We start from the raw sequence: 23,681 nt of genomic DNA on the forward strand, positions 1-23,681 counted from the left end.
GTGCTTGCCTCAAAGACTACGCTTTGAACAAGCACATTTGGAACAACTTACATTCTAAGAATCATAGCCAGCAAAATCGTCTAATGAACGCTGCGTAAAAACATATAGTCACTTTCTTTATTTAGTAGAAAGCTTAAAGTAAGGCTATATTCATGCAAGTATTCTATTTCGGTTGTTCATTGCTTCACTTTAAGTTCTTCACAATACCTTTAATTTGTTAGTATGTAATTCTATATGATTGATTGGCTATACTATAGGTGTGGAAATAAAATTCATAAATTAGTATAATTATGATTAAAAGAAAAAATCAATTTGATATATTTAAAAAAATTAAATCATAATTGAGTAAACAAGGAGAGAGTAGTTCATGTTGACATCAATTTTACTATTAATCTTTCAAGGATTTTCAGGGGGAGTAGCAGGATATATTACTAATAAGTATGCTGTAGATATGCTATTTAAAGAGTATACTCCTTTAAAATTAGGGGGAGTAATTAAAAAGAAGAAAGAAAAATTCATAGAAGAAATCAGCGAGTTAGTGGAAAGAGATATAATAAATGCGGGAACTTTAAAAGCTGAAATTTTGAATAAAAATCTAAATCCGTATATTGAGCAGATCGCAGCAGTTTTTTTTGAAAGAGACTTAAAAGAGAGTTTTGGTAATACAAAGTTATATGAAATAGGTGATTTTTCAAATAGTATATTTAAGAGTGAAGAATTTGTAAGAAATAATTTAAATGAAGTTTTGCCGGAATTGTTAGAAAATTTAATGATGAATATTAATTTGAATGACATCCTAAGCGAAAATCAAATTTCTAAAATAGTAAATTCAAGTTATGATTTATTGGTTAATGAACTAGATAATACTAATTCATTAGATGATTTCATTTCTAATCTTTATAACGAAAATTCCAATATGACTTTAGCTGATATTTTTCCAGAGGAAGTTCAAAACAAATTAATTAATAATATTAGAGAATGCATTATAAAAATTATTAATGATGACATATTAGCAGATGACGAAGCGTGCAAGATATTTTTAGATAAGATTTTTTCGGCAATAAATATTGATTTGACTCTTACTAAATTGCAAGGTTTGCTTGGAGATTATGAAATTAATCAATTTATTTCTAGTGATGAACAAGATAAAATAGCTTTAAAATTATCTAATAAGGTTAGTGATTTCATCGATTCATCAAAAGGCAGGGAATTAATACTAAATATTATTAATGAGATTGTCTTAATTGGAAAAGGCATTGATTTTACAATTTATGAAATGCTTCCAGAAGAAACAGAAAAGTCACTTACCCATTTCATAAAAACAATCGTTCCGAAGGTTATGCCTTACATTTCAGAATGGATTTCAAGCAATAAGGAATCTTTTGATGAAATGATCGAGTCTGCTATTGACGAAGCAATTGATAATATGGATGAAAATATTAAGAAGCTTATAGTTTCAAAAGTTAGAGGCGCACTTATGGGAGATATCTCATCTAAAAATAATATTGTTAATAAAATTATAAGTTATATTAACAATAGTGTAGATGATGATTCATATGGTAAATTGGCTAATTCTATTATTGACTACTTAAAGAATAAAAAAGTTAAAGATATAGTAGAATCGTTGGAAAAACAAAGTTTATTAACATCTGAAGAAATAATTGAAATTATAGCTAAGCAATTTGCATCTCATGGAAAAGATATCTTAAGAGCTATAATAAAAGTCCAATTCTCAAAGAAAATACATAAGGTTGTTAATTTTGATTTAGTAGAATTATTTCATAGTAACTTTAAACCAAAGCTTTATAAAAATATTATTAAAAATAGAAATAAGCTTGGAGAAAAGCTCAATAATTTAGTTGCAGAATTTATAAATTCAAAAGTTAATGAATTATTTAGTAAAAAGCTATCTCAATTATTTACATACAACAATGTTTCTGGTTTTTCTCAAACATTTGGAAGAGTAACTAGTAAACTACTTAAAAAGAATAAAGATATATATAGTGAAAGCATAATAGAAACTATAGCTTTAAATATTAAAAATGTAAATTTAACAAGTGCATTAGCAAGTTATAAAGGGGATATATTAGAACTCTTTGTGGATAATTCGATATGTCTTTATAACGAATCTGTGGATAAATATAAAAATTATGAAGTTATAGAGTTAGTTAATAAGTATTTTAGTAGAGATCAACTAGCTGATATTTTAATTAATAAAGGCTATCCTATGTTGATTTCAAAGCTTCCAAATTTGTTAAATGGAAATATTAAAAAGTTTGCGAAGAATAATTTGAGTAAGTACGATGAAGATGAAATTTGTGATATTGTTCAAGATTTTATGGGAAATCAGCTTAAACCTCTTTCTGTTTTTGGAGCTGTTCTTGGAACAGTAGTAGGAGTAATATATCAATTAGCATTTCCAAATTCTATTGGAAGATATGGGTTTCCAAGTGACTTCTTTAATGGTGCATTATCACTTGCAGTTATGGCTTTTATAGGGTATATAACAAATGTGGTAGCTCTATGGATGATATTCCATCCATACAAAGAAAATAAAATTATAGCCAAAATACCATTCTTTAAGAAGTTCGCTTTAGGATATATACCTGCACATAAAAACCAATTTGCTATGGGAATGGCTAAATTAATTGATGAAGAATTATTAAACAGAGAAGAAATTAATAAAAGCTTTAATGCCCATAAAAATAATACTCAATCAGCATTAATGACTTTAGTTGCAAATAATAATTATCAGATTCTAATCAATTTTGTTAGAAGTAAGAAGGAAGATTTAACGAAATATATTTATGAGAAGATACTAAAATATTGTGATGATAGTTCAGAAGTGTCTAAAAGAATTTCAAGTAAATTATCGGAAAGTAAAGTTAATACTTTCATTAAGAAGGACTATATTTTGAATATGGTACCTAAGTTAATTGGCAGCATTAATAATACTATAACTCATTTTACACAGCTTGCACAAAGCAAACTCGCTTCAAATTATAAAGTTAATACTATTGTGCCAGAAGGAGCAGCTATCGAGATAAAAAAATATATTATAAAGGAAAATGATAAGCTGCTTCAAGATAAGCTCAATGATATTAGAAATATAGATTTTATTGATTTAATTATTCAGAGGTATGAAGAAGGTTATGCCCAAGGGATAAAGAAATCACTAAGCGAAATTTTTTGCGAAGATTCAATTAGAAAAATAAAATTTAATACTGAAGAGAAAGCTTATAGATATTTTTCTAATGACTTCAAAATGTATTTAAGTAACTTAATAAAAAAATCGTTACATGACCAATTAAATGAAGAGAATGACATTGGTTCAATGTTTAATGGAAAAGTTAAAAGAATTATTGACGATAATTTACATGTGCTAACAGCTTACCTTACAAAGAAACTAATAGTTTATTTACAAAATAAGCAGGATATCATTGCTGAAAATGTGCAAGAAACAATTAAAAGTGAACTTAATTTCTTTGAAAAGATAGCTTATTCAACTTTTGGTGGAGACGATATAGCCTATAAGGCTGTTGCTATTGTTCTAAATAAAAAGCTGCCAGCAATGCTTAATGATGAGACAGAGAAGGTTGTTAGTGCAGCAAGAGTAACGTTAAATGAAAGCATCTATCCTGTGAAGGTAAGTAATTTAAAGATAAAAGCAGAAGAAATTGATGTAGCAATGCTAATAGATAATATATTCGAAAAATTAAGTAAAAGCATGGATTCTAAAAGGTATATTTGCAATGCAAGTAATTTAATCTTAGATTCATTAATGGGAGCTCCGCTTATAGAATACCTTGAATTATGTAATTTAAGCAGCTTAAATTTGGTTCATAAAAAATTCTACAATGAGGTTAATAGTGTAAAGGAGGACATTTATAATAATATAAATGTCAATAGAGATGCTTTATCAAAAACTATAGGAGAGTTTTTAGATGAAAGAGTGATAAGCAAATTACTTGATTCATACAATTCTGTTATGTTTAAAGGAATTACTTGTGCAGAAATTGAAGCAAGCGTAAGTAACATATTAAATATAATTTCCAAAAGTGAAGAAACTGAAAAATATCTATCTTTATTCTTAGGAAGTTTTTATGATAATACACTTTCAGAATTGAAAGTTGAACAAATCTCTGATGAAAATATATTAAATCAAGATATCGATAGAATTATAAAATACACGCTTGCAAATGTAGAGTTTAATGAGAGAAATAGAAAATTAATTGCAAAAGTATTGGAAAATGCAATTAACAGTAACTTTGATTTCATATCAAAAGATACAAAAGATTACTTAACAAATAAAACGATGCATACAGGATTAAATTCAATTAGTGACTATATTGTTCCGATATTACAGGAAATAAATTTAAAGAATATTAGTAATAAACAAATTGATTTACTTAATCCAAAAGAAATTGATATATTGTTCAATTCCTTTGCAGGAGACTTTTTTGACAAACTACGTATTTATGGAATGTTTGGATTTATATTCGGTATTAATGCCGGATTGTCATTTGTTTTGTGGATAGTAGATTGGAGATATAGTAAGATAGCTTCGAAAAAAGATTTTGATACTCTCCATGATTTATAAAAAGAACCCATAATAAATTACTAAACATGAAAATGATACTTAAATTATCGTATTTTCATGTTTAGCAATGGTGTTAGGGGGGGATTATTGATAATAACAAGAATATTCCCAATAACAATTAATTGTGTTAGAATAGGGAGAGTAAATTAAGAAGTATGGCAGTAAAAGGTGTTTATACTTCTTTTTTATCTATATATAGCAAACACAAAACTATAAAATTATTAGTAAAAATTAATTTTTGGTTAAAGTTGAGTGATAATTACATTACATGGAATCTATCCTGGATAAAAGATTCTAAATTTTACTTATACAGAAGCTATAAAATTACTAAACTTAGAGATAAATCACTATATAAGAAAGTGTGTTTAAGGAGGAAATTTATTAATGAATAAAATTTCAGATGATATCTTATTTAAGGTTGAAAAGCCAAGTAGATATACTGGTGGAGAATTAAATGAGATTGTTAAAAACCCAAAAGAAGTCGACATAAGATTTGCGTTTTGTTTTCCAGATGTTTATGAAGTTGGAATGTCTCATTTAGGAAGCAGAATACTTTATCATACTATAAATCAAAGAAGCGATACATACTGCGAAAGATCATTTGCACCATGGCCAGATATGGAAGAGCAGCTTAGAAAGAATAACATACCTTTATTTGCATTGGAAACTAAGGATTCATTAAAAGAATTTGATATTTTAGGATTTACTCTACAATATGAAATGAGTTATACAAATATTTTAAATATGTTAGATATGTCAGGAATCACTATAAGAGCATCGGAAAGAGGCGAAGATGAACCTATAGTTATGGCCGGAGGTCCTTGTGCATATAATCCAGAGCCATTATACGATATTGTTGATTTCTTTGAAATTGGTGAAGGCGAAGAAATGATGAACGATGTTTTAGATGTCTATAAAAAGTACAAGGGAAATAAGAAGCAATTCTTAAGAGAGATATCTAAAATTCAAGGTATATACGTACCTTCATTATATGATGTTGTTTATAATGAAGATAATACAATTAAAGAATTTAAACCAAAGTATGATGATGTGCCTAAAACTGTAAGAAAGAGAATAATAAATGATTATACTAAAGTAGATTTTCCAACAAAGATAATAGTTCCATATTCAGAAATTGTTCATGACAGAATTGTTTTAGAATTATTTAGAGGATGTACAAATGGTTGTAGATTTTGCCAGGCTGGAATGATTTATAGACCAATTAGAGAAAAAACTAGAGAAGATTTAAAAAATCTGGCTAGAGAATTAGTTAAAAATACAGGCTATGAGGAAATTTCTCTTTCATCATTAAGTACTTGTGACTATTCAGACATAAAGGGACTAATTGAAGATTTAATGGAAGAGCATGAAGATAATAGAGTGGGAGTAGCTCTCCCATCAATAAGAGTAGATGCTTTTTCAGTTGATTTACTTAAAGATATTCAAAAAGTAAGAAAAACAGGCTTAACTTTTGCTCCGGAAGCAGGATCTCAAAGAATGAGAGATATAATAAATAAAGGATTAACTGAAGAGAGGATTTTAGAGGCTGCTACAAGTGCTTTTGAAGCTGGATGGAAGACTCTTAAGCTTTATTTTATGGTTGGGCTTCCTTATGAAGAACTTGAAGATTGCAGAGGTATTGGTGAATTAGCAGAAAAAATTGTATACAGATATAGACAAGTTCCTAATAAGATAAATAATAATAAAGGCTTAAGGCTTACAGTAAGTACATCAATACTTATACCTAAGCCATTTACTCCATTCCAGTGGGCACCTATGGCAAGATTTGAAGACGTTACTGAAAAAATTAAAGCTGTTAAGTCTTCAATTAAATCTAAATGTATAGTTTATAATTATCATGAACAAAAAACATCTGTAATGGAATCTATATTTGCAAGAGGCGATAGAAGATTATGTGAAGTTTTAATTAAGGCTTTTGAAAAAGGCGCTAGGTTTGATGGTTGGGATCAACACTTTAAGTTTGATGTATGGATGGAAGCAATGGAGGAATGTAATTTAACTGTAGACTTCTATGCATATAGAGAAAGAAGTTATGATGAAGTGTTACCATGGGATTTCATTGATATCGGAGTAAACAGAAAATATTTAGAAATAGAAAATGAGAAAGCTAAAAAGGTTGAGTTAACACAAAACTGTAGAGAAGGGTGTACAGGATGTGGATTTAATGTGAACTTTAAGAATGGGGAGTGTTTTGAAATTGCGTTACCTAACTAAATTTACTAAAGAGGAAAATATTAAGTTTATATCTCATTTAGATGTACTTAAAACTATTCAAAAAAATATTAGAAGAGCGGGATTACCTATAGAATATTCTCAAGGGTTTAATCCACATATGAATACATCAATAGCTCAGCCTCTATCAGTTGGAGTGTATTCAAGTGGCGAATATATGGATATGGTGTTAACAACTGAAATGAATGAAGAGGAAATTGTGGATGAATTAAATCAAACTGCACCAAGTGGGATAAAGTACATAAGTGCACTTGCAATTCCTTATAAAGAGGGAGAAAAGAAAGTTCCACAGGCTATGGCATTAATAGATGCAGCAAGATATACTATAAAAATTAAATATTCAGAAGTTTCAAATTTAGAAGAGGAAGTGAATAAACTTTTAGAATTTAACGAATGGAATACAGTAAAGAAAAGTAAAAAAGGCGAAAAAGAAGTAAATATAAGACCTTTGGTTAAAGAATTTAGCTTTTGGATTAAAGATGAATTTTTAATCTTAAATGTAGTTATAAGCACAGGTAGTAGAGAACATTTAAGTGCAGATTTACTTGTTAGCTATATTCAAGAAAAGACTTCAAATGCACTTTTGGATTCATTTGTTAATATAAAAAGAGAAGAAATGTATTTTTATAAAGGAAATAAACTTCTGCCACTATACAAATGTATATAAACTTTTACTGAATACAAATATTGAGTTGGATAATTTAATATATAAAGTATAATTCACAGCGATTAATGAACAATTATTGATTTTAGCCAATTTTTTGTATCATTAGCTGTGAATTGTGCAGTGACTAGGATGTGTTATAAAAATGAAAGAGATTTTTATTGAGAGAAGAGATAAACTTTTAAGAATAGCTGTTAAATCAAATAAAGAGTTGATTGAAAGTATTGTAGAGGAAAATAAAGATGAGCCTATAATAGGAGAAATTTATAAAGGAAGAATTAAAAATATACTTCCAGCAATAAATTCTATATTTGTGGATTTAGGTTTAGATAAAGAAGGCTACATGTATTACAGTGATGAATTAAAGGTTAAAGGGGTAAAAAAAGGTGATGAAATACTAGTAGAGGTTATAAAAGAACCTCTTAATGATAAGGGAGCTAAATTAAGTTCTAAAGTATCAATTCCCGGGAAACATGTTGTCTTAAATTGTTATGAAGAAGGAATAGAATTCTCTAAAAGAATAGAAGATAAAGAAAAGAAAAATAATATTTTGAATAATCTTGAACCATTAATAGGCGCAGGTATAACAGTTAGAACAGAAGGTGCTAATGTGGAGATAGATGTTCTTAAAAAAGAAATAGCTAAGCTTTATGAGGAATTTCAGGATATAGATAGAAAAATGAAGCATTCATTAGGTTTAAAGAAACTTTATGGCGAAGATTTAACATTAAAAAAGCTTTTAATGAATTCTTTTGGTGGAGAAATTACAAAAATTTATGTTAATAATGAGATTGATTATGAAAAAATATTTAATTTTATTAACGGTCAGGAAAATCTTGAGGTAGAAAAATATGAAGGATATAGAAATATTTTTGACTTCTATGGGATAGAAAAAGAATTACTAAAATTACGACATAATAAAGTTAATTTGCCCTGTGGAGGATATATAATAATTGATAGAACAGAAGCCATGTACGTAATTGATGTTAACAGTGGAAAGAATATAAAAGAAAGAAGTTTTAATAAGACTATTTTAGAGACTAACTTGGAAGCAGCAAAAGAAATTGGGAAACAAATAAGACTTAGAAATTTAAGTGGAATTATAGTTATAGACTTTATTGACATGCGAGATAAAAGTCAGAAGGATATTGTTATGGATGCGCTTAAGGAAAGTTTAAAACCAGATAAGGGTAATATAAGAATATTCCCGTTTACTCAATTGGATTTAGTTCAGATTGCTAGAAAGAGACAGGGAAAAAGCATATATGAGTATATGGAAGAAGAATGTTCTTTATGTAAAGGAAGAGGTATAATTTTAAAATTATCCTACATAGAAGGTCTTATAAGGAACGAAATAGTAAGAATGCAGGAAGAAAACTCAATAAATTGCTTTCATATTGAGGTAGATAGTGTTTATAAAGATAAAATTAAAGAAAATATCTTTGATTTCATAAAAGAAATAGATGCTTTGGATAAAGAAATATATTTAAATTATGTAGATAATATTGAAGGCTATAAGATTGAACCATTAATATTTCAGGCACAGAAAGACAATTTGAAGGATTATAAAGTTACGGCTATAGAGAAAGTCTAATTTATATAGGAACTTCATCAATAATTTCCTGTTATTTATTATTAATTATAAATTTATCATAAATTCTTCTTTACATGAGAGAAATTTTATGGTAAACTGGCTTTTGTAGACCGCGCACGTAAGGTTTTATTGTAAAACAAAGTTGAATCTTTGTACCAAAAGTGGCGAGACCGTTATGAGGAGGTGTTTTAATGTACGCAGTATTAGCAACAGGAGGAAAACAATACAGAGTTCAAGAAGGAGACGTAATATACGTTGAAAAACTTAACGCTGATGTTGACTCAACAGTTGAATTAAACGAAGTTTTAGCTGTAGGAACTGACGCAGGTATCAAAGTTGGTGCACCTGTAGTTGAAGGAGCTAAAGTTGTAGCTAAGGTTGCAGCACAAGGTAAGGCAAAGAAAGTTGTGGTTTTCAAGTATAAGTCTAAAAAGGACTATAGAAGAAAGAATGGACACAGACAACCTTACACTAAGCTAGTAATCGAAAAGATCGAAGCATAATAAAATTATGGTTAAAGTAAAAATCAAACAACATAATGACATCATTGTTGGATTCGTAATAAACGGTCATGCAATGGGTGGTGACAGAGATTTTTCAAATGATTCTGCTTTAGTAGGAGAGGCTTTTGATATGATATGTAATTCAGTCTCAGTTTTATCTCAAAGTGTAATTGTTGGATTGGATGAAGTTTTAAAGCTTAATTCAACTTACGAAATAAAAGATGGATACTTAAAATTAGATCTTCAAGATTTCAGTCTAGAAGAACTAAATCAAGCTCAAGTTTTATTAAAAACTTTTGAAAAAAGCTTGGAAAGTGTAATTTTAGGATTTGATCAATTGGTAGGGCAAAAGAAACGTAGAGAATATATAACTTTAATAAAAGAGGAGGTGTAGTCACATGCTAATCATGAACCTTCAATTATTCGCTCACAAAAAGGGAGTAGGTAGTTCTAAGAATGGTAGAGACTCTCAATCAAAGAGATTAGGAGCTAAATCTGCTGATGGAGAATTTGTTCTTGCAGGAAATATCCTTTATAGACAAAGAGGAACTAAGATCCACCCAGGTGAAAATGTTGGAAGAGGTAAAGACGATACTTTATTTGCTAAGATCGATGGAATTGTTAAATTCGAAAGACTTGGTAGAGATAAGAAAAAAGCAAGTGTTTACCCAGTAGACGTTGAAGCAATAGCTGAATAATTATTTTAGAAATAAAGCACTCTTAGTTTAAGAGTGCTTTTTTTAGGCATATGAAAGAAGATAACAAGTCAAGGATTGTATGGTTCACTTTTCCTCATAGTGAGCCTGATAGTTAAGGTACAACTTATTATGACATGAAATAAATTATCATTACTTGCTGCTATTTTTTTCATGTGCCTAATAAGATGAGATTTTTTAGGAAAGAATAGATTATATTGTAATAAGGTAAACTGTTATTAGTACAGCTATATTAAATGAAGCAAGAAATATGTAAAGAAAGGTGATTATATGTTTATAGATAAAGCCAAGGTCTTTGTTAAATCTGGAAAAGGTGGCGATGGTGCTATTTCATTTAGAAGAGAAAAGTATGTACCACTCGGCGGGCCAGATGGTGGTGATGGAGGTAAAGGTGGGAGTATCATTTTTCAAGTTGAAACTGGTATAACTACATTACTAGATTTTAAATATAAAAAGAAATTTATTGCAGAAGAAGGTCAAAATGGTGGTGGGCAGAAGTGCTATGGTAAAGATGGGAAAGATCTTTATATAAAAGTACCTATGGGAACTATTATAAGGGAAGCAGAATCAAATAAAGTCATTGCAGACCTTTCTCATAAGGGACAGGAATTAATTTTATTAAGAGGCGGAAAAGGCGGAAAAGGTAATGTTAAATTTGCTACTGCTACAAAACAAGCGCCTCATTATGCGGAACCAGGAATGCCAGGGGATGAATTAAACATAATATTAGAATTAAAATTACTTGCCGATGTTGGATTATTAGGATTCCCTAATGTAGGAAAGTCAACATTACTTTCTATGACAACAAAAGCAAAACCAAAGATAGCAAACTATCATTTTACTACTTTAAAGCCAAACCTAGGAGTTGTTGCAGTTGAAGGAATTGAACCTTTTGTAATGGCAGATATTCCAGGAATAATTGAAGGTGCAGCAGAAGGTGTTGGTCTTGGAATACAATTCTTAAAGCACATTGAAAGAACTAGACTTTTAATACACATAGTTGATATTTCAGGTATTGAAGGAAGAGATCCATTTGAAGACTTCGTTAAAATTAATGAAGAGTTAAAGAAATATTCAGTTAAACTTTGGGATAGACCTCAGATTGTAGTGGCAAATAAAACTGATATGCTTTATGATGAAGAAATATTTGAAGATTTTAAAAAGAGAGTTCAAGAAATGGGATTTGATAAAATATTTAAAATGTCAGCAGCCACAAATGAAGGTGTTGATGCTGTAATGAAAGAAGCAGCAAGAATGCTTAAAGAAATTCCAGTTAAAGAATTAGAAATATCAGAAGATGAAAGATATATACCAGAGGAAAAAAGATTTACTTATGATATCCATGTTGAAAACAATGCAGAGGAAGGATATGATGTTTACATAGTTGAAGGTACATTTGTAGATAGATTATTAAGTGCTGTTAATGTAAATGATGCAGATTCTCTAAGATATTTCCATAAGGTTCTTAGAAATAAGGGTATTCTTGATGAAATTAGAGAAATGGGAATTAAAGATGGAGACATGGTAAGATTAAATGATTTTGAATTTGAATATGTACTTTAAGCAGAGAACCAAAAGTGAGAGTCCAAATCTTGCATTTGGGTTCTCGAACTTTCACACAGTGCAATCTATGATTTTGTGTGAATCGGTTAAGCAGACATCTCAAATCTATGATTTGATGATGGTCGCTTACTCTGTGAGTACTCAGCGAACGTATGTGAGTTGAGTTTCCATTATAAATAAAGCCCCCAAGGATAATTAATACAACTTATGGGTTGAAAAAAAGATTTAGGAGGAATTAATAAAATGTTAACAGGAAAACAAAGAGCTTATCTAAGAGGTTTAGCAAACGATATGTCACCAATATTCCAAATTGGTAAAAATGGTGTTGAAGAAAACTTTCTAATACAAGTTTCACAAGCTTTAGAAGCTAGAGAATTAATCAAAATTAAAGTATTAGAAAATAGTGGTTTAGAAACTAGAGAAACTTCGGATATGATTTGTAAAGCAGTTAAATGCGAGGGAATACAAGCAATTGGAAATAAAATAGTCCTATATAAAAGATCAAGTAATGAAAAGAAAAGAAAAATCCAATTACCAACTAAATAAATCCAAAACTTTTGGGAATAATTAAGAAAGAGAAGCTTATATAAAGCTTCTCTTTTTATACGATAGCTAGCATCCGTAGCACTTCCTAAATATAGGAGGAAACTCCTTTTCCTAAATTCAGATTCACCTGAAAGGTTTCACTATATAAAATTTAAGATATTAAAAATTATATTTAACTATAGTTCATGTTATAATAAGAAAGGAATTTTTTATTTAAATCACCTTAGGCACATTGAGATTATATTTCCTTTGTGTGTCTTACTTTTGGAGGAAAGCTTATGAAACGTTATGGTATAATTGGTGGGACTTTTGATCCTATTCATTATGCACATTTATATATAGCCTATGAAGCTAAAGAACAATTGAATTTAGATAAAGTAATTTTCATGCCAGCTGGGAAGCAGCCACTTAAAGTTGATAATATAATTACAGATTCTGAACTGAGATATGAAATGGTAAAAGCAGCTATAGAGCCTTTTAAAGAATTCTCTATTTCAAGTTATGAAATAGAGAAAGGTGGGCTTAGTTTCACCTATGAAACATTGGAATACTTTAAAGGAAATTCTGTAGGTGAAGAAAAAGAATTGTTTTTTATAACAGGAGCAGATTGCTTATTTACCATTGAGAAATGGAAAGAAGCTAAAAAGATTTTTTCGTTAGCCACTCTTGTAGTTTTCTCAAGGGGAGGAATTAATAGGAAAGAAATGATTCAAAGAAAGCAATTAATAGAAGAAAGGTATTCTGGAAAAATAATATTTTTGGATTTAAAACAGCTTGAGATATCTTCAACAGAAATAAGGAGTTTGGTAGATAGGAATAAAAGGATAGATTTTTTTGTACCGCCAAAAGTTGTTGATATTATTTATGAAAAAGGGTTATATATTAATAAAAATAAGAATTTGTAAGTTAAAGTAAATAAAACTTTAACTATTTAATAAAAGGTTAAATCCTATTAGGAGGGAATAATTTTTGTTATCTATAGAAGAAATAAAAGTATATCTTAAGACAAATTTAATGGAGAAACGTTATACTCATATTTTAGGAGTTGCTGATACAGCTAAGAAGTTAGCTAAGCTAAATGGAATATCTGAAGAAAAAGCAGAAATTGCAGGTCTTTCACATGATGTTGCAAAAAATTTAAAAATAGATACGATGAAAGAAATAATGGAGAAAAATAATATAATTTTATCTGAAGTTGAACAAAACAATGCGAATTTATGGCATAGCATAATTGCGGATATAGTTGCTAAGGATAAACTCGGAATTGAAGATGAGGAGATATTAGATGCGGTAAGGTGGCATACAACAGGGAAAGAAGATATGTCTACTTTAACAAAAATAATTTATATTGCAGATATGATTGAACCAAGTAGAAAATTTGAAGGTGTTGAGGATATAAGAAAACTTACTTTTGAAGATTTAGACAGAGGGGTATATTATGGATTGACTCGTAGTATAGAATTTTTATTAACTAGAAATTTAATGATTGATGAAAATACTATGAAAGCAAGAAATTATTTTTTACTTGATTCTAAATTTAAAGGGTAATTTTTAGAATTTTAATTAAATATAAAGGTTAGCTAGGCTAAATAAGTTTTAAGAGTTATTTTATTAACTAGCTTTAGAGCATAAGAGGGGTGGGTACATGAGAAGAAGATCTAATAATAAAAAAAAGCAAAAATTGTTCTTGAAAATTTTTAGTAAAAATACTGATTCTACAACGATACCCGAAAAGGTAGTATTAGGTGCAATTGCTCTTATAGTGACTTTTATTATTGTCTCAATGGTATCAGGAGTTTCTGCCTTAATGAAAATAGGAAGTAAATCAATGCCAAGGAGTGTAGATGTGTCATTAAATGGACCAGTTAATATACTGTTACTAGGAATGGATATAGGGGATCCGAGCCAAGTTGATAATCAATCAATAAAAAGGACAGATACTATAATGGTTGCAAATTATAATCCACAAAATAAAAAAATGCATCTTGTATCAATTCCAAGAGACACGTTAATTAATGTTAACGGCAAAAATGCTAAAATAAATTCGCTTTATGCTATTGGTGGATATCCTAAAATAAAATCTGAGGTTGAAAAGTTACTAAATGTAAATATAAATTATATAGTTAAAATTGATTATAATGCCTTCCGAGAAATTATTGATGCAATCGGAGGGATTGAGATGAAGATAGATAGAAATATGATCTATGATGATGAAGGCCAAAATCTCCATATAAATTTTAAAGCGGGTGAAACAGTAACTCTAGACGGAAAAAAAGCAGAGGAATTTTTCAGATGGAGAAAGAATAATGATGGAAGCGGCTTTGCTAATGGGGATTTGGATAGAATAGAGAATCAACAAAAATTTATTTCAAAAGTTATAGAAAAATGTACAAGTCCTTTTATAATGTTTAGAGTTCCTAAGATTATGTCAGCTTTAGGTGATAATATAGAAACCAATATGTCAAGTTTTGAGGTTTTAAATTATGGATTAAAGTTTACTAATATAAAGAAAGAAAATACCATAATGGCAACTTCGGCTGGAACACCTAAAACAATAAATGGCGAATCATTTTTAATATTTGATAAGAGCGCAAATAAAGATATTTTATCATCACTTGTTTCGTCTGTATCTTCTAAAAGCTTACCAGAAAACATATCAAAGGATGATATTAGAATAAAAATATTGAATGCAACTAAGATTAATGGATTAGCGGCAAAAGAAGAAAAAGAATTAAACAGTATGGGCTATAAAAAAATTGATACAGGCAATACTGAACTTAGTGATAAAAGTGTCATACTTTCAAATAATAATGATAAATTACAGGTGATTCTACAAGATTTAAATATTAAAAATACTGATAGGAAAGAAAATAAAACAGAATACAATGATTATGATGTGATCATAATTTTAGGTAAAGATTTTGCAACACTTGATGAATAAGTTGTGGGTAAAATTAGGATACTAAATCAAAGTTTGTGGATAAAATAATAATTTATTCTGAATTTAGTTACATGAGGAGTAGAACAATCAAATGAGTATTTTAGAAAAACAAGTTGATAATATAGAAAAAGGAACTAAGATAAGAGAATATTTAAAAGTAGAGCTAGGACTATCAACCAGATTAATAAGAAGTGCTTCTCTTGATAAAAGGATCTTTGTTAATGGTGAAGTAGTAAAAATGAATAGAGTATTAAATTTAGGAGAAGTTATTAAAATTGATCTGGCTAAAGATGAAAGTCAAGATATAGCACCTGAAAAGATGGATATAGATATTGTTTATGAAGATGAAGATATTCTAGTAGTTAACAAGAAGCCATTTATGGTTGTTCATCCAACTAAAAGTTATCAAAGTGGGACACTTGCAAATGGAGTAATTTATTATTTTATGGAGAGCGGCCAAAATTGCATAGTTAGATTAGTTTCTAGATTAGATATGAATACATCAGGTCTTATTATAATTGCTAAAAATCAATTTTCTCATGGAATGCTATCTAAAGAAATGAGCGAAAATAAGGTAGAAAAAAAATATTTAGCATTAATTCATGGAATTATGAAAGAAAAACAAGGGACAATTGATTTACCAATATATAAGCCTGAAGGAATTGAAAATGGTATTAGGAGAGTTATTGATGAGAGAGGTCAAAGGAGTATAACTCATTATAAAGTTGTTGAGGAATACAATGAATCAAGTTTAGTAGAATGTAAACTTGAGACGGGAAGAACTCACCAAATTAGAGTTCATTTAAGTCATTTAGGGCATCCGATTTATGGAGATACTTTATATGGATATGGTGATGAAGAAGGCGATTTGATTAAAAGGCAGGCACTTCATGCTTATGGATTGGACTTTAAATCTCCTAGAAGTGGAGAAGTACTTTCATTAAGAGCAAATCTTCCAGATGATATGAATGAATTGATAAAGAAACTAAAATAATTAAAAAATAAACAAGTTATTATTAAGTGAGGACAATCTTAATAATAACTGTTTTTTTATGTTTATTATTATCTACCTGTGTATGGATATGATTAGATTGAATAGGTATCCATAAAATCTCGTGATAATTTAAGAAATTCTTTTAGTGCTGGAGAAATCCACTTGTTCTTGTGGTAAAGAACTTGAGAAATTATTTCAAAGTTTGGTCCGATCCAATTTAAAGGAATAAGTTTTTTTGTAGTTATTTCATCTTCTACAGCCACTTTTGGCAGAAGAGTTATGCCTAAACCACTCATTGTAAATTGCTTAATAGCTTGAACACTTCCTGTTTCCAGAGTTATATTCGGTTTTACGTTACAGGTATGTAGAATATTCTCTAACGCAGCTCTGTAACTACAGCCCATTTCTGTTAAAATGAGAGGCTCGGTTTCAATATCTTTTGGAAGTACTTCTTTTTTATTTATAAGAGGATGTCCGGGATAAGCTAAAAGTAACATAGGTTCTGGAACTTCGATTTCGGATATGAATTCCTCTGAATCTATTTTTATGCCTAAGGAAAAGGCTACATCTATAATATTATCATTTAGGAAATGTCTAAATTCAGCGCAGCTTCCAAACTTTAGAGATATTTCAACGCTCGGATAAAGCTTTTTATATTCTTTAAGAATTTCTGGAAGTCTTAATACACATAAAGATTCAGCGGCACCAATAGTCAAAGTTCCGCTTGGAGTTTCCGTGTTGAATACTGTATTTTTTATATCATTTGATAGCTTTAGCATTTGTTTTGCATATGGAAGGAGTTTTTTTCCATCATGCGTTAAAGTAATATTTTTACCTATTCGCTCGAATAGTTTTACTCCAAGTTCACTTTCCAAGAGTTTAATTTGTGTTGTTACACTAGATTGTGCATAGCCTAATATTTCAGCTGCTTTAGTAAAACTTTGAAGTTTGCTTATTGTTAAAAAAGCATTGAGCTGCTTAAAATCCATATAATCATCTCCATCAAAAAAATTGATTATGTTAATAGAAATTATCAATTTTACTAATATATGTATAGATGATATCATATCTATAATAGATAAGCAAAATAATTTTAAGAGGTGATTAATAATGGGGAATAAATTGAAAGTGGGAATAATAGGTGCTACAGGTATGGTTGGTCAAAGGTTTGCGTGTCTCTTAGAAAATCATCCTTGGTTCGAGGTGACAGTATTAGCAGCAAGTAAAAACTCCTCTGGAATGACATATGAGGAGGCTGTAAAAGATAGATGGAAAATGACTACTTCATTACCTGAAAAATATAAAGATATGGTCGTAAAAGATGCTTTTGAGGTAGAAGATATATGTAATAAGGTAGATTTTGTTTTTTGTGCGATTTCTTTGAACAAAAAACAAACAAAGTTACTCGAGGAGGAGTATGCTAAACACGAAACACCAGTTGTTTCTAATAATTCAGCTAATAGAAATGTAGAAGATGTGCCTGTCCTGATTCCAGAAATAAATGGAGCACATGCACAAATTATTGAAAGTCAAAAGAAACGTTTAGGAACTAAAAGAGGTTTTATAGCAGTAAAGCCTAATTGTTCAATTCAAAGTTATGTGCCTCCTGTTAATGCTCTTATGGAATATGAACCACAAACTATTCTTGCTTGTACTTATCAAGCTATATCGGGAGCTGGTAAGACTTTTAATGAATGTCCAGAAATCCTTGATAACGTTATCCCGTTTATTGATGGTGAAGAAGAAAAAAGTGAAAATGAGCCATTAAAAATATGGGGAAAGGTTGAAAACAATAAAATTATAAATGCTCAAAATCCAATTATCACAACACAATGTATACGGGTGCCGGTAACAAATGGACACTTAGCAGCAGTTTTTGTTAACTTTAAAAAGAAACCTTCAAAAGAAGAAATAATAAAGGCATGGGAAAGTTTTAAAGCACCTGAAATTGTTTTAAACCTTCCAAGTGCACCGAAACAATTCTTAAAATACTTCACTGAAGATAATAGACCACAAACTAATTTAGATAGAGATTATGAAAATGGTATGGGAATAACTATGGGAAGACTAAGGGAAGATAAAATATTCGATTATAAATTTGTATGCCTTTCTCATAATACCTTAAGAGGAGCAGCAGGTGGAGGAGTATTGTCAGCAGAATATCTAAAAGCTTGCGGGTATTTAACTGCAAAGTAAAAATATATAAGAAGTGAGTAGATTTCTGAACTGGTATGAGCCTTGAATATCAAGAGGCTCACATAATAAATTTTGGATGTGAAGATTTTAAAAAACCTAGCATAAATTAAAGGAAGCCGATGTTAGGCTTCCTTTAATTTATTTTTTACCATATTTGGCTTTTATAAGCTTTCTCAATCCAAAAAGTCCAGCCAATATGGTGGCGGATGCCCCTATTAAAATAGGAGTGTTATTATTTTGAGATAAAGAGTTAATAGAAATTGGAGACTCATAATGTCTAGAAGTTCCAGCCTTTAAATCAACTGATATATATTCTTTATTGTTAACATAAACTGTTCCTTTTATTATATTATCATCTTTATCAAATGATTGCTTACTCAAGTCTTTATCCTCTAACTTAATTTCAGAAGATATGGAGTTTTCCTTTCCCTTCGGAACTATATAATCAATATTTTTTGAGATTATAAGAGGTATAGTAAGATCATCATTTATTTTATACTCAGAAACTTTATCTCCTTCTTTATAAAGGTGCACAAGTGAATAATTATCAAAACCATAATTAAAAACTGTCTGCATGTCATGAAAGTTTTTGTCTTTATCAAGTGCGTTTAAGAAGGATGCTACAAGAACATGACCATCTTTTTCAGCGGCAGCAACATAAGTGTGGTTAGATTTTGTTGTATAGCCATTTTTACCGCATATGGCAAATGGATAATAATATTTTGAGTTTTTATTAATCATATAATTCTTATTGTTAATTAAAATTGTTTTTTGAGGGTTATTCTTTATGTTTATTGTGTAAGATGGAGTATTAGATATAGTCATGTAATCTTTATTATTTAAAGCTTCTCTCAAAAATAAAGCTAAATCATGAGCTGTTGTTGTATGTTCTGGGTCTGGGAGTCCACTAGGATTTTTAAAGTTAGTATGTAAAGCCCCGAGTTCCTTTGCTTTTGCATTCATAAGTTTAGCAAATTCAGATATATTTCCTGATATATGATCAGCTAGAGCGTTAGCACAATCGTTTCCAGATTCTAAAATAAGACCTAAGAGCAATTCGCGAACAGTTACCACATCGCCTTTTAATAAGCCAATAGCAGTTCCGTCTATTTTTGTGAAGTCTTCTTGAACTGTGACCTCATCATCTAATTTACATTTTTCTAAAGCTATAATTGCAGTCATTACCTTAGTGGTTGACGCAGGCTCTAATACCTTCTCTTCATTTTTTCCAAATAACACTTCACCAGTTGATGCGTCAATGAGGGCACAGCCTTCGGCATTAATTTGAGGTTGAGTAGTTTCGGCTTGTACAGTAGTATAGGTAAAAGAAAATAAAAATAAAAATAATATATTAAATATTTTCAAAAGTCGTTTCATAAAATTCTCCATATTATATTCAAATATTTTTAATTATACTCAAATTACATTGTACCAAAAAAAATATGATTACGCCATATAAAGTTCTATTAAATCCAATGGTGGTCTAAAATTGAATATTATTGGAAATGATAATAAAGAAATATATTATTAAGGAGAGAAAGATTTTTGGTGGAAGAATTTCTTAAAAATAAGAAAAGGATAGGAATATTTGTTATATTAGGAATTATAGTCATTGCGGCTAGTATTATATATATAAAATCGGGCTTTAAAGAATTAAAGAAAAATGATACAGAAAGTATATTTGTAGATGATACAGATACGATTAGTTCATTAGCTAATAAAAATAGTAAAGAAACAAAAGATAATAATGATAAGATGAATAATAAAGAGATAAGTATCCCAATAAAAGACAAAAGCATTGTGATAGAAATTAAAGGGGAAGTAAAAAAACCAGATGTATACATATTAGATGAGAATTCTATAATAAAAGATCTTATAGAAATGGCAGGAGGACTCACTGAAAATGCAGATGTAAGTAATATCAATAGAGCAAAAAAGCTACAAAATCATGAATTAGTTTATATTGCAAATAAAAATGAAAGAGATATAGAAGTCAAAAGTGTAGGTCCAAGTACAGATGTGGCAAATAAAGAAAGTGCTAACCAAAAAGTAAATATAAATAGTGCTACATTAGAGGAGCTTAAAACATTAAATGGTATAGGTGACTCTAAAGCTAAAAGTATAATTGAATACAGAGAGCAAAACGGAAATTTTAAATCAATAGAGGATATAAAAAATGTTACTGGGATAGGAGAAAAAATGTATCAAAGGATAATGGAGCAAATTGAAATTTAAAAATGTAGAGTTTATTTATAGATAAATTGGATATGATTGTAATTGCGTGCATGAGTAAAAAAATATATAATAAACATACATGTTGTATTAAAGTAAAAATACAAGACGAATTGGAATAATATTTAGAAAATAAACAAGAAAGTATATTATTGACACATTTTTGTAATACAAAAGTGTTACTATAGTAATAATCATTTATTACATATAAAATTAGACATGGAAACAATATCGATAAAACAAGGGGGAGAACTTGGTGTCTAAAAAGATTATAAGCATATTAATGAGCTTAATAGTTGCGGCTTCATTAATAGGATGTAAAACTGCAGAGGTGAATGTAGAAAAGAAAGCAGAGACAAAGACAGAGGATAAGGTTGATTCAAGTGATGAAAACTTAGAAGGGAAATGGGCTAAGAATTACACATTAGAAGAAACACAAAAACTTTATAAAGAAAAGTTATCAAAGATGGAGAGTATAACCAAAGAATTAGGGGTAAAATATGAAAAGGACGAAAAAATTAAAAAAGAAAAAGAAGAACCTATAAATGATAACTACATATATTTTGATAATAATAAACCTGAAACAAATAAAATCGAAAGCTTGTATTTTGGAATGAAAACATATGGAGAAAAACTCGAAACAGGTGACATAAGTTTACAGGTGAGCTTGAAATTTGATAGGGAAAGTGCTATAAAAAATAATGATTTCGATTTAGGAAAAACATCTGTCAAAAAATATATAGAAGCATTTACAGAACAAGAAGATATAGACTACACAGATATAAATAAACAAATAATTAGTAAATTAAAAGATGGAGAGAGTCAGGTAAAGATAAATAACACAATAGATGGCTTAAAAGAAGAGATTATAGCCACCAAAGATTGTATTATATATAAATTATCTACAAAGAAATACAAATTCGCAGATGGTGAAATGAGTATGAAGTAGATTAAAGGGGGAAACTTTGTTGGAAAATGAAAATATTAAAGAAAACAAAATAAGTAGTGAGGTTGAAGAAACAGAAATGGAAAACTTAAATCCAGGAACTGATGAGACAGCTATAAGTGCTGTGGCAGATGAAAAAACAAATGCTGAATATAGTAACACTCAGAATGAGTTGATTACCGGAGAAAAATCATCTATGAGAAGCATTGTGGCTAGTGCACTTGATCAATTATTAATAGTTGCAGGTTCTGCCTTACTGTTATTATTATGTGATTTAATATTAAAGCTATTTGGTTATATGTTCGTAAGAGAAAATGGAGCATTAATTCTAGCTGGAGGTATAATATACTTCATTATAAATTGCATCTATATTCCTATTATGGAAAGAAGTAAATTAGAAGTTACTATTGCGAAGAGAATATTAAATATAAACTAATTTTATTAGTAAACTATAGAATATAAATTTTTTTTATATTCTATAGTTTTGTTAGGGATGAAATACGTTAAAAATATGAATATATTTAGGAGTAAACGATGAAAAGAGGAAGCGATCTAAGCGTTAAAATAGAACAATTAAAATTTCCGTCAACTGGAATAGGGTATGCAGAAGATAAAACAATATACGTAAAAAATGCTTTCCCAGGTCAAACAGTTACAGGTAGAGTAAAAAAGAAGAAAGAAGATTATGCGGAGTTAAAATTAATAAGTGTAGATGAAAAAGCAGATTATGAAATTGAGACAGTATGTCCACATTTTGGGATTTGTGGAGGATGTTCATCACAAAGCATACCTTACGAGAAGCAATTGGAGTTTTTAAGTGAAGAAGTTAAAGCTTTATTTAAAGAAGCAGATGTTGATATGGGTGAATACTTAGGCATTAAAGGAAGTCCAGAACAGTGGGAATATAGAAATAAGATGGAGTTTACTTTTGGAGATGAAGCTAAAGGTGAACCACTTTCTCTTGGAATGCATATGAGAGGGAAATCTTTTGGAATATTAACTGTTGATGAATGTAAACTTGTTGATGAAGATTACAGAAAGATTATTAAATTAACTGTAGAGTATTTTAGAACAAAAGATCTGCCATACTACAGAATAATGAAAGCAGAGGGATATCTAAGACATTTAGTTATTAGAAAAGCTCAAAATACAGGTGAGATTTTAGTGAATATAGTAACTACAACTCAAGTAGATTTTGACCTAAATGAATATGTAAATTTGTTGAGAGAGCATAGCTATAAAGGAAGATTAGTATCAATATTACATACTGAAAATGATTCGAGATCTGATGCTGTTATTCCTGAAAAAGTTAATGTTCTATTTGGTAAGGATTATATAAGAGAAACATTACTTGGACTTCAATTTAATATATCTCCGTTCTCTTTCTTTCAAACAAATACAAAAGGTGCTGAAAGCCTTTATTCAATTGTTAAAGAATTTATGGGAGATAGTGAAGAAAAGATTGTATTTGACCTTTATTGTGGTACAGGAACAATAGGCCAAATAGTAGCTCCAAATGCAAAGAAAGTTATTGGAATTGAGCTTATAGAAGAAGCGGTTGAAGCAGCAAAAGAAAATGCAAAATTAAATGGATTAAATAACTGCGAATTTATAGCTGGGGATGTGGCTGAAATCATAAAAAGGGTAAAAGATAAGCCGGAGATAATAATCCTTGATCCACCGAGAACAGGGGTGCATCCTAAGGCGTTGGATTACGTGATTAAATTTAACGCGCCTGAAATAATATATGTTTCTTGTAATCCAAAGACATTAGTAGAAGATTTAAAAGTGCTTACAGAGAAGGGATATAAAGTAGTTAAGACCAAGGTGAAGGATATGTTCCCGAATACGCCTCACGTTGAAACTGTAGTGAAACTTATCAAGAAATAAAGCCATTTTAGAGAATATAATTAGATGAAAATCTTCCGACTTC

20 protein-coding genes are annotated in these 23,681 nt (G+C 29.4%); 18 read left to right on the forward strand and 2 right to left on the reverse strand.

Translation table 11 applies throughout. The annotated features are described in order from the left end of the window. The first annotated feature begins 367 nt into the window (after positions 1-367). The 13 genes from D2A34_RS23015 to D2A34_RS23080 all read left to right on the forward strand — a co-directional run bounded on the left by D2A34_RS23015 (position 368) and on the right by D2A34_RS23080 (position 16,374). Positions 368-4,600 carry a DUF445 family protein gene (locus D2A34_RS23015; RefSeq protein ID WP_119368032.1) on the forward strand — a complete coding sequence of 1,411 codons (4,233 nt, stop codon included), beginning with the start codon at positions 368-370 and terminating at the stop codon, positions 4,598-4,600. A gap of 384 nt (positions 4,601-4,984) precedes the next feature. After that, positions 4,985-6,835 carry a TIGR03960 family B12-binding radical SAM protein gene (locus D2A34_RS23025; RefSeq protein ID WP_119368033.1) on the forward strand — a complete coding sequence of 617 codons (1,851 nt, stop codon included), beginning with the start codon at positions 4,985-4,987 and terminating at the stop codon, positions 6,833-6,835. Then, positions 6,819-7,520: a TIGR03936 family radical SAM-associated protein gene (locus D2A34_RS23030; protein WP_079441360.1), complete on the forward strand. Its 702-nt coding sequence runs from the start codon at positions 6,819-6,821 to the stop codon at positions 7,518-7,520. The genes D2A34_RS23025 and D2A34_RS23030 overlap by 17 nt, the downstream gene beginning before the upstream one ends. A gap of 142 nt (positions 7,521-7,662) precedes the next feature. Further along, positions 7,663-9,111, forward strand: coding sequence for an Rne/Rng family ribonuclease (locus tag D2A34_RS23035; protein WP_119368034.1), 1,449 nt, complete (start codon positions 7,663-7,665; stop codon positions 9,109-9,111). A gap of 191 nt (positions 9,112-9,302) precedes the next feature. Further along, a complete protein-coding gene (gene rplU, locus D2A34_RS23040) occupies positions 9,303-9,614 on the forward strand; it encodes a 50S ribosomal protein L21 (RefSeq protein WP_008423722.1) in 312 nt (103 codons plus the stop codon). 7 nt (positions 9,615-9,621) lie between these two features. Continuing rightward, positions 9,622-10,008: a ribosomal-processing cysteine protease Prp gene (locus D2A34_RS23045; RefSeq protein WP_079441341.1), complete on the forward strand. Its 387-nt coding sequence runs from the start codon at positions 9,622-9,624 to the stop codon at positions 10,006-10,008. Positions 10,009-10,012: 4 nt separating this feature from the next. After that, a complete protein-coding gene (rpmA, locus tag D2A34_RS23050) occupies positions 10,013-10,312 on the forward strand; it encodes a 50S ribosomal protein L27 (protein ID WP_079441342.1) in 300 nt (99 codons plus the stop codon). Between the two features lie 288 nt (positions 10,313-10,600). Next, entirely contained in the window at positions 10,601-11,893 is a 1,293-nt protein-coding gene (gene obgE, locus D2A34_RS23055; protein ID WP_079441343.1) for a GTPase ObgE, read from the forward strand. 243 nt (positions 11,894-12,136) lie between these two features. Continuing rightward, positions 12,137-12,439, forward strand: coding sequence for a ribosome assembly RNA-binding protein YhbY (yhbY, locus tag D2A34_RS23060; RefSeq protein WP_079441344.1), 303 nt, complete (start codon positions 12,137-12,139; stop codon positions 12,437-12,439). Between the two features lie 278 nt (positions 12,440-12,717). Beyond that, the gene (nadD, locus tag D2A34_RS23065; protein WP_119368035.1) at positions 12,718-13,344 is read left to right on the forward strand and encodes a nicotinate-nucleotide adenylyltransferase; all 627 of its coding nucleotides are present in this window, start codon (positions 12,718-12,720) and stop codon (positions 13,342-13,344) included. A 64-nt stretch (positions 13,345-13,408) separates the two neighbouring features. Then, positions 13,409-13,987: a bis(5'-nucleosyl)-tetraphosphatase (symmetrical) YqeK gene (gene yqeK / locus D2A34_RS23070; RefSeq protein WP_119368036.1), complete on the forward strand. Its 579-nt coding sequence runs from the start codon at positions 13,409-13,411 to the stop codon at positions 13,985-13,987. Between the two features lie 97 nt (positions 13,988-14,084). Then, positions 14,085-15,380, forward strand: a complete 1,296-nt coding sequence (locus D2A34_RS23075; protein WP_119368037.1) for an LCP family protein — start codon at positions 14,085-14,087, stop codon at positions 15,378-15,380. A gap of 91 nt (positions 15,381-15,471) precedes the next feature. After that, a complete protein-coding gene (locus tag D2A34_RS23080; protein WP_119368038.1) occupies positions 15,472-16,374 on the forward strand; it encodes an RluA family pseudouridine synthase in 903 nt (300 codons plus the stop codon). A 92-nt stretch (positions 16,375-16,466) separates the two neighbouring features. Here D2A34_RS23080 and D2A34_RS23085 read toward each other — a convergent pair whose 3' ends face one another. Further along, positions 16,467-17,363: a LysR family transcriptional regulator gene (locus D2A34_RS23085; RefSeq protein WP_119368039.1), complete on the reverse strand. Its 897-nt coding sequence runs from the start codon at positions 17,361-17,363 to the stop codon at positions 16,467-16,469. 121 nt (positions 17,364-17,484) lie between these two features. On the opposite strand from D2A34_RS23085, the gene asd reads away from it, so the two are divergent. Beyond that, entirely contained in the window at positions 17,485-18,570 is a 1,086-nt protein-coding gene (gene asd / locus D2A34_RS23090; RefSeq protein WP_079441350.1) for an aspartate-semialdehyde dehydrogenase, read from the forward strand. 138 nt (positions 18,571-18,708) lie between these two features. Here asd and D2A34_RS23095 read toward each other — a convergent pair whose 3' ends face one another. Continuing rightward, positions 18,709-19,947 carry a D-alanyl-D-alanine carboxypeptidase family protein gene (locus tag D2A34_RS23095; protein ID WP_119368040.1) on the reverse strand — a complete coding sequence of 413 codons (1,239 nt, stop codon included), beginning with the start codon at positions 19,945-19,947 and terminating at the stop codon, positions 18,709-18,711. A gap of 168 nt (positions 19,948-20,115) precedes the next feature. Between D2A34_RS23095 and D2A34_RS23100 the strand changes: the two genes are divergently transcribed. From D2A34_RS23100 to rlmD, 4 genes are all read left to right on the forward strand, one after another. Beyond that, on the forward strand, positions 20,116-20,805 hold the full coding sequence (locus D2A34_RS23100; RefSeq protein WP_079441352.1) for a helix-hairpin-helix domain-containing protein: 690 nt from the start codon (positions 20,116-20,118) through the stop codon (positions 20,803-20,805). A 253-nt stretch (positions 20,806-21,058) separates the two neighbouring features. Beyond that, a complete protein-coding gene (locus tag D2A34_RS23105) occupies positions 21,059-21,751 on the forward strand; it encodes a hypothetical protein (RefSeq protein WP_079441353.1) in 693 nt (230 codons plus the stop codon). A 19-nt stretch (positions 21,752-21,770) separates the two neighbouring features. Beyond that, positions 21,771-22,184, forward strand: a complete 414-nt coding sequence (locus tag D2A34_RS23110) for an RDD family protein (RefSeq protein WP_079441354.1) — start codon at positions 21,771-21,773, stop codon at positions 22,182-22,184. 98 nt (positions 22,185-22,282) lie between these two features. Then, positions 22,283-23,638, forward strand: coding sequence for a 23S rRNA (uracil(1939)-C(5))-methyltransferase RlmD (gene rlmD / locus D2A34_RS23115; RefSeq protein WP_119368041.1), 1,356 nt, complete (start codon positions 22,283-22,285; stop codon positions 23,636-23,638). Positions 23,639-23,681: the final 43 nt, after the last annotated feature.

The sequence above is a fragment of the Clostridium chromiireducens genome (assembly GCF_003575225.1).
Lineage (GTDB): Bacteria > Bacillota > Clostridia > Clostridiales > Clostridiaceae > Clostridium > Clostridium chromiireducens.

Bases quoted from the DNA above. Each gene is read 5' to 3' on its own strand.
- D2A34_RS23015 (WP_119368032.1), top strand. From the start codon at position 368: ATGTTGACATCAATTTTACTATTAATCTTTCAAGGATTTTCAGGGGGA.
- D2A34_RS23025 (WP_119368033.1), top strand. From the start codon at position 4,985: ATGAATAAAATTTCAGATGATATCTTATTTAAGGTTGAAAAGCCAAGT.
- D2A34_RS23035 (WP_119368034.1), top strand. From the start codon at position 7,663: ATGAAAGAGATTTTTATTGAGAGAAGAGATAAACTTTTAAGAATAGCT.
- rplU (WP_008423722.1), top strand. From the start codon at position 9,303: ATGTACGCAGTATTAGCAACAGGAGGAAAACAATACAGAGTTCAAGAA.
- D2A34_RS23045 (WP_079441341.1), top strand. From the start codon at position 9,622: ATGGTTAAAGTAAAAATCAAACAACATAATGACATCATTGTTGGATTC.
- rpmA (WP_079441342.1), top strand. From the start codon at position 10,013: ATGCTAATCATGAACCTTCAATTATTCGCTCACAAAAAGGGAGTAGGT.
- obgE (WP_079441343.1), top strand. From the start codon at position 10,601: ATGTTTATAGATAAAGCCAAGGTCTTTGTTAAATCTGGAAAAGGTGGC.
- yhbY (WP_079441344.1), top strand. From the start codon at position 12,137: ATGTTAACAGGAAAACAAAGAGCTTATCTAAGAGGTTTAGCAAACGAT.
- nadD (WP_119368035.1), top strand. From the start codon at position 12,718: ATGAAACGTTATGGTATAATTGGTGGGACTTTTGATCCTATTCATTAT.
- D2A34_RS23075 (WP_119368037.1), top strand. From the start codon at position 14,085: ATGAGAAGAAGATCTAATAATAAAAAAAAGCAAAAATTGTTCTTGAAA.
- D2A34_RS23080 (WP_119368038.1), top strand. From the start codon at position 15,472: ATGAGTATTTTAGAAAAACAAGTTGATAATATAGAAAAAGGAACTAAG.
- D2A34_RS23085 (WP_119368039.1), bottom strand. From the start codon at position 17,363: ATGGATTTTAAGCAGCTCAATGCTTTTTTAACAATAAGCAAACTTCAA.
- asd (WP_079441350.1), top strand. From the start codon at position 17,485: ATGGGGAATAAATTGAAAGTGGGAATAATAGGTGCTACAGGTATGGTT.
- D2A34_RS23095 (WP_119368040.1), bottom strand. From the start codon at position 19,947: ATGAAACGACTTTTGAAAATATTTAATATATTATTTTTATTTTTATTT.
- rlmD (WP_119368041.1), top strand. From the start codon at position 22,283: ATGAAAAGAGGAAGCGATCTAAGCGTTAAAATAGAACAATTAAAATTT.